The organism is Pseudohaemophilus parahaemolyticus, from assembly GCF_938021905.1.
Lineage (GTDB): Bacteria > Pseudomonadota > Gammaproteobacteria > Enterobacterales > Pasteurellaceae > Haemophilus_A > Haemophilus_A parahaemolyticus_B.
Map to the genome: position 1 here is coordinate 1 of NZ_CALIFA010000038.1, position 5962 is coordinate 5962.

Annotated in this window: 4 protein-coding genes; 1 reads left to right on the plus strand and 3 read right to left on the minus strand. The window is 42.0% G+C overall.

Annotated elements, in window-relative coordinates:
* Positions 1 to 170: 170 nt before the first annotated feature.
* Positions 171 to 2132 carry an exodeoxyribonuclease V subunit alpha gene (recD, locus tag QMF79_RS03725; protein WP_281772826.1) on the minus strand — a complete coding sequence of 654 codons (1962 nt, stop codon included), beginning with the start codon at positions 2130 to 2132 and terminating at the stop codon, positions 171 to 173.
* A 111-nt stretch (positions 2133 to 2243) separates the two neighbouring features.
* On the opposite strand from recD, the gene alr reads away from it, so the two are divergent.
* Positions 2244 to 3368 carry an alanine racemase gene (gene alr, locus QMF79_RS03730; RefSeq protein ID WP_281772823.1) on the plus strand — a complete coding sequence of 375 codons (1125 nt, stop codon included), beginning with the start codon at positions 2244 to 2246 and terminating at the stop codon, positions 3366 to 3368.
* 47 nt (positions 3369 to 3415) lie between these two features.
* Here alr and QMF79_RS03735 read toward each other — a convergent pair whose 3' ends face one another.
* The gene (locus tag QMF79_RS03735; RefSeq protein ID WP_281772824.1) at positions 3416 to 4498 is read right to left on the minus strand and encodes an ABC transporter ATP-binding protein; all 1083 of its coding nucleotides are present in this window, start codon (positions 4496 to 4498) and stop codon (positions 3416 to 3418) included.
* The gene (locus QMF79_RS03740; RefSeq protein ID WP_281772825.1) at positions 4485 to 5960 is read right to left on the minus strand and encodes an ABC transporter permease; all 1476 of its coding nucleotides are present in this window, start codon (positions 5958 to 5960) and stop codon (positions 4485 to 4487) included. Before QMF79_RS03740 ends, QMF79_RS03735 begins: the two co-directional genes overlap by 14 nt.
* Between the last annotated feature and the right edge of the window lie 2 nt (positions 5961 to 5962).

Here is a 5962-nt window from a genome sequence, read left to right on the forward strand (position 1 = left end):
TTAAAGAACAAAAAGAAACGACGCACTGCATATCAATCTAAATCATTCACAACAGCGCGTCGTTGTGTGAGGTGCATTATAGAGAAAAATTAAAACCGTGCAAGCACTTTTTGCAAAAAATCTTGATTTTTTAATCGAGAGAACACATTTAATACAATTAGAATAAAACTCTAGCTAAAAATGTCGATTAACTGCTCTTGCAATCCACTTTGGCGCTGCACTTTTGCTTTTATACTTGTCATCCACGTTTTTTCCTCGCCAAATAACGTAAATTTTTCTTTCGCACGCGTAATTGCCGTATACACCAATTCTTTCGTTAATACTAGTGAACTAGCCAATGGCATCACAAATAAAGAATGTTCAAATTCTGAACCTTGTGATTTATGAACCGTCATTATATAAGCAGCTTCATACGCTGGCACTCGGCTAATCGACAAACTTAAATAATCACCATTTACTTTCGTATCAAAATAAACCCGTAATGCACCAGTTTCATCTGTCAGAATAAGACCAATATCACCACTATATATATGATGTTGGGGTGCATTTTCGGTAATCAAAATCGGCTTTCCAACATAACTGTCTCGTGAATGCCCAAATTTTACTAACTTCGCTTTTTGCAATGCCTCCGCAACCAATTGATTTAATCGATTTGCTCCTAACTCACTCACACGCAACGCTGCCAAAAATCGAACTTTTTGAAACGCCTTAAATATCTCTTCAATAGAAACAGATTCAGGCTGGCGTTCTCTTACCTTTGCTTTTTGCAAATAATCGCGATATAACTCCACCGCTTTTTGTACCACCAAATCCGCACAATGTTGTATCCACTGGCTTTTCTCAGTAAATTCAGTAACCGTTGGATATGCTACATATTCCAAGTCCTCATACTGACTATTTGCAATAGTTTGCCAAGATTTTACCGCTTGTTGTGCATTCACTTCTTTTGCCAATAAACCAATGCCCGAATTTTCATCAAAACGAAAACTTTTACGTAAATGACAAAGCGAATCACGAATCGCTAAGCCGTCAGATTGAGCCGTTAATTGATACCCCGTTACTGAAGCCACATAATCGGTATGTGCTTGGCTGTAACCTTGCGTAATAAAATAGCCAAGTTGAGCCATAATCGCCCCAGCCTCAACAGAAGCAAGCTGATCTTTATCACCCAACATAATCAAGCGTGTACTTGGCTTGAGTGCACTCGTCAATTTTTCCATTAAAAATAAATCAATCATCGAAGCTTCATCAACGACTAAAAGATCCAAATGTAGTGGATTTTTCTGGTGATAGATGGGCTGATCACTTTGCGGACGCATTCCCAGCAAACGGTGAATTGTCGAAGCATTAATTTCCATCTTCTCTTTCATCACTAGCGGTAAATTTAGCTCATCCAAGTTCGCAATAATTGATTCTTTTAAGCGAGCAGCCGCTTTCCCTGTTGGAGCAACCAACGCAATATTCAGTAAGCTCTTATTTTCTGCTTCTTGTTTTAATTGCAATGCTGCCAACAAGCGAGCTACCGTTCTGGTTTTCCCTGTACCTGGTCCGCCAGAAATCACGCAAAAACGTTTACACAGTGCCGTTGCAACTGCCACTTTTTGCCAATCAATTTCGTCTGTTTGAGTAGCACCAAACAATCGTTCCAAAATCTCACGCTCTTCTTCCACATTTGCATTTTCTGTCTCTGTTTCAACCGCTTGTTGCAGGTAACGAGCAATCTGATGTTCCGCTTGCCAATAGCGATAAAAATAGATTAACTCGCCTTGAAACAGCATTGGGGCAACTTGAGTTACATCGCGACTAAAAGCAATGTGATCAGCCAAAATTTCTTGCCATTCAAGCGGTAAACTTTGCTCAATCTTTTGCGAAATCGCTGCCAACCATATTGCCTGCTCTGGATTATACTCTCGCAAGCCAAACGGATTTTTTACCGCATTCGAACTTAATCGCACTGCACTATGCCCTTGCATCACATTAAACGAAACAAGAGCCGCTAAAAACACCGCCAAATTCTGTTGTAATGACGAGTAGTTGTAACCTTGCTGTTTACGATCAATCAATTTAGCAAATTGATAATTGATTTCTGAAATGATTTTTTGCTCTTTAAGCGTATGAAGAAGGGTTAGCATTGCGGTAATCCGTTGAAAATGAGTGGTTAAATTATCTAATTTTTGCAATCCCTTGTCCAGAAATGAAGTTCGAGCGTATAATGCTTTTATTTTTGAAGTGATAAAAACAAGATGAAACCAGCCATTGCAACCATCAATAGTGCGGCACTTCGCCACAACATTCAGCTCATAAAATCCTTCGCACCTCATCAAAAACTACTTGCTATGATCAAAGCCAATGCCTATGGGCAAGGTCTTCTTCCTGCTGCTCACATTCTAGCCGACCAAGTAGATGGCTTTGGTGTTGCACGGCTGCGTGAAGCACTCGAAATTCAAGAAACAGGCTACACAGGCAAAATTTTATTAGTTGAAGGTTTTTTTGATCGTGAAGAGTTGCTTAAAACCCTTTCGCGCCGCTTTGACAGCGTGATTCACTGCTATGAACAGCTCGAATTGCTAGAGCAAGTCGCCAAAGAATGGGAAGAGGAGCAACAAAAAGGCTTTTGGAAACGCAAAACTAAGATCTATTTTCCGATCAATATTTGGTTAAAAATTGATACAGGAATGCACCGACTAGGTGTGCATCCTGAACAAGTGGATGAGTTTTATCAACGTCTTAAAAAATGCCCGTTAGTTGAAAGCATCAGCTTTGTCAGCCATTTCAGCCGTGCCGATGAATTAGATTGCGGCTACACCGAAAAACAAATCGCTACCTTTGAACAAGCCACTCAATCTTACCCAGAACATGCTCGCAGTATTTCCGCTTCTAGTGGTATTCTCTATTGGAAGCAAGCACATTACGAATGGGTACGCCCAGGCATTATTATGCATGGCATTTCCCCCCATTACGAACCCATCACTCATCTTGGTTTCCAACCCGTGATGACACTTTCCTCTTCTCTCATTGCCGTCCGTACGCACAAAGCGGGCGAACCTGTTGGCTATGGTGGCACTTGGGTTAGCTCGAAAGACACTAAACTTGGCGTTATCGCGATGGGCTATGGCGATGGCTACCCTCGTAATGCACCTGAAGGGACTCCTGTACTGATTAACGGTCGCAAAGTACCGATTGTCGGACGCGTTTCAATGGATATGCTTACGGTCGATCTTGGTGCTGATAGCCAAGATAAAGTAGGCGATGAAGCGATATTCTGGGGCAAAGACTTACTCATTGAAGAAATCGCTGAACACATTGGCGTGATTAGCTATGAGCTGATAACCAAACTTACCCCACGCGTGATTTTTGAATATCAATAACCAGATAACAAGCGGTGAAGTTTACAATTGAATTTGTAATTTACCGCTTACTCTGCATAAAACCTTCCACTTCCCTGCAAATACACATCAATCCTTTCTCCAATCTTAAGCTCTGGCATATAACCCATTTCAATCCAAATTTCATGGTGATTTATCGCAATTTGGACAGCGGTCGTTCTGCCTCTAAACTCAATGTTTTGCACGATAGCCTCAAAAGTCGAGACCGTACAAGCGGTACTATTTTGCGAAATATCGACCAAGCTGAATTGTTCTGGACGAAGCAAAATTTGACCGCTTGTCGCATCACTATCCGTAGGCTGAATAGGCACACATCCAAACTGGCATTGCACCATATTTTTATCAACCCTATGGGCAGGTAAGACAATGCTTTCGCCTATAAATTTTGCTGTTTCAAGATGATTAGGCGACCAATAAAGCGAGCAAGGTGTGTCAATTTGTAAAATTTTACCTTGCTGAATAATGGCGATTTTATCAGCGCAGCGTAAGGCTTCATCACGGTCGTGGGTAACAAAGATGGCGGAAGCACCGCTTTGTCGAAGTGCTTGAAGCATCTCTTGGCGAATCTGTTGGCGGAGATGTTCGTCCAAGGCACTAAACGGTTCGTCCAGTAAAATTAATTCTGGGCTGGGGGCAAGTGCTCGTGCAAGAGCGACACGTTGTTGTTGCCCGCCAGAAAGTTGATGCGGGAAGCGTTCGGCTAATTCGCTGATACCCGTTAGTTTCATCGCTTGTTCGATACGGGCACGCTCTTCTATGGTCTTGCCCTTGCCATTTCCCAAGCCATAAGCAATATTGCGATACACATTTAGATGAGGGAACAGCACGCCCTCTTGCACCACATAACCGAGATGGCGTTGTTGCGTTGGTAGATTGCAATTCTCGCCAAAAATTAACCGCTCTTTGAGCCAAATTTCTCCGTTGGTCGGCTGCTCAAAGCCAGCAATAGCACGCAACAGCGTGGTTTTTCCACAGCCAGAAGCACCGAGCAAAAAGAGCATTTCACCCCGTGCTAAGGTCAGAGAAATATCGTTCAAAACTTGCTGTTCGCCAAAAAATTTATTTAGATTTTTGATGGTGAGTAATGTCTCTTTCATTCTATTTAAATGCATATTTTTTTAACAAAAACACAGGAATACCCGAAAAAAGCACCAACATCAACGCATAAGGTGTAGCAGCAGCATATTGAGCATCGCTGGTATATTCCCACACCGCAGTAGATAAGGTTTTGATGTCATTCGGTGTAAGCAAAAGTGTGGCAGTCAGCTCTTTCATCAAATTTAAAAAGACCAATGCAAAGGCGGCAGCAATCCCAGGTAGCATCGCAGGCAGAGTAAGCGTTCGGAAAATATAAAGCGGACTCCTCCCAAGGCTTTGCCCAACTTTTTCAATATTATCGGAAAGTTGCTCCAAAGCAGCACGAAGCGTAGTTTGAGCCATCGGCAGATAGAGCATAAAATAAGCAACAATCACTACCAAGAAAGTTTGATAAATGGCATTGGCGTAGTTTATCGTAAAATAAACCAGCGATAACGCGATCACCAAGCCTGGCACAGCGTGAAGCAAATAAGGTAGGCGGTCAATCCAGATAGTTAATTTACTACTATAACGAACGGCAGCCCAAACCAGCGGCAGTGCACAAATCACGGTAAGCAATGCACCCAAGCCTGAAATTGTCAATGAATGGCTAAAAGCTGCAAAAAATTCCGAAAAATCGAACGCTCTTTCGCGTGAATTTCCTACAATCAGCCAGTAGATCAACATCACTAGAGGAACACCGATGCTCAACATAAAAATGCAGGAAAAGAACGCAAAAGTGACACATTGTTTGCCGAATGAAAGCTTTTTAACGGGATAAGGTCGTGTAACGCCTTTACCGCTGTTGTACAGTGTTTGTTTACCTCGAAAAAAGATTTCACCGAACACAATAATAACACAAATTGCCATTAACACTGCAGAAAGCAAGGCTGCCGAGCTGTTATTAAACGACATTTCATACTCTTGAAAAATCGCGGTAGTAAAGGTTTCATAATTGAGAATCGACACTGCACCAAATTCAACCAACATATGTAAGGCAATCAGTAATATACTGCTGCCAATGGCAGGTTTAAGTTGCGGGAAAATGGCATGCCAGAAGGTATAAGTTGGGCTTTTACCAAGAGAAAGACTGATTTCTTCTAACGAACGATCGAGTCTCTTTAAAGTCGCAGAAACAGGTAGATAAGCCAGCGGAAAAGAACTGAGCATCATAATGCCAATCGTGCCCCAAAAGCCTTCCACCCGAAAGGTTAGGCTAATCCACGTAAAGCAACTGACAAAGGCTGGAATACAGAGAGGCAAGCTCATTGCTACTTCAAAAAAGGCTTTGCCGAAAAAACGGCAGCGTTCAAGTAAAAAAGCACAAAGCGTACCAAGTGAAATAGCACCAATAGTGACACAAACCATTAAAAGCATTGTGTTGCTTAATAATTCAGCTATTCGAGGGCGAAACAATAGTTCAACACTTCGCGTTAATCCCACTTCTGTCGCACGTAAAATGACATACAGAAACGGCAAACATAACGGAAGCCCGATTA

What these genes read in the sequence shown, in the direction of transcription:
- recD (WP_281772826.1), bottom strand. Translation starts at nt 2,132, where the DNA reads ATGCTAACCCTTCTTCATACGCTTAAAGAGCAAAAAATCATTTCAGAA.
- alr (WP_281772823.1), top strand. Translation starts at nt 2,244, where the DNA reads ATGAAACCAGCCATTGCAACCATCAATAGTGCGGCACTTCGCCACAAC.
- QMF79_RS03735 (WP_281772824.1), bottom strand. Translation starts at nt 4,498, where the DNA reads ATGCATTTAAATAGAATGAAAGAGACATTACTCACCATCAAAAATCTA.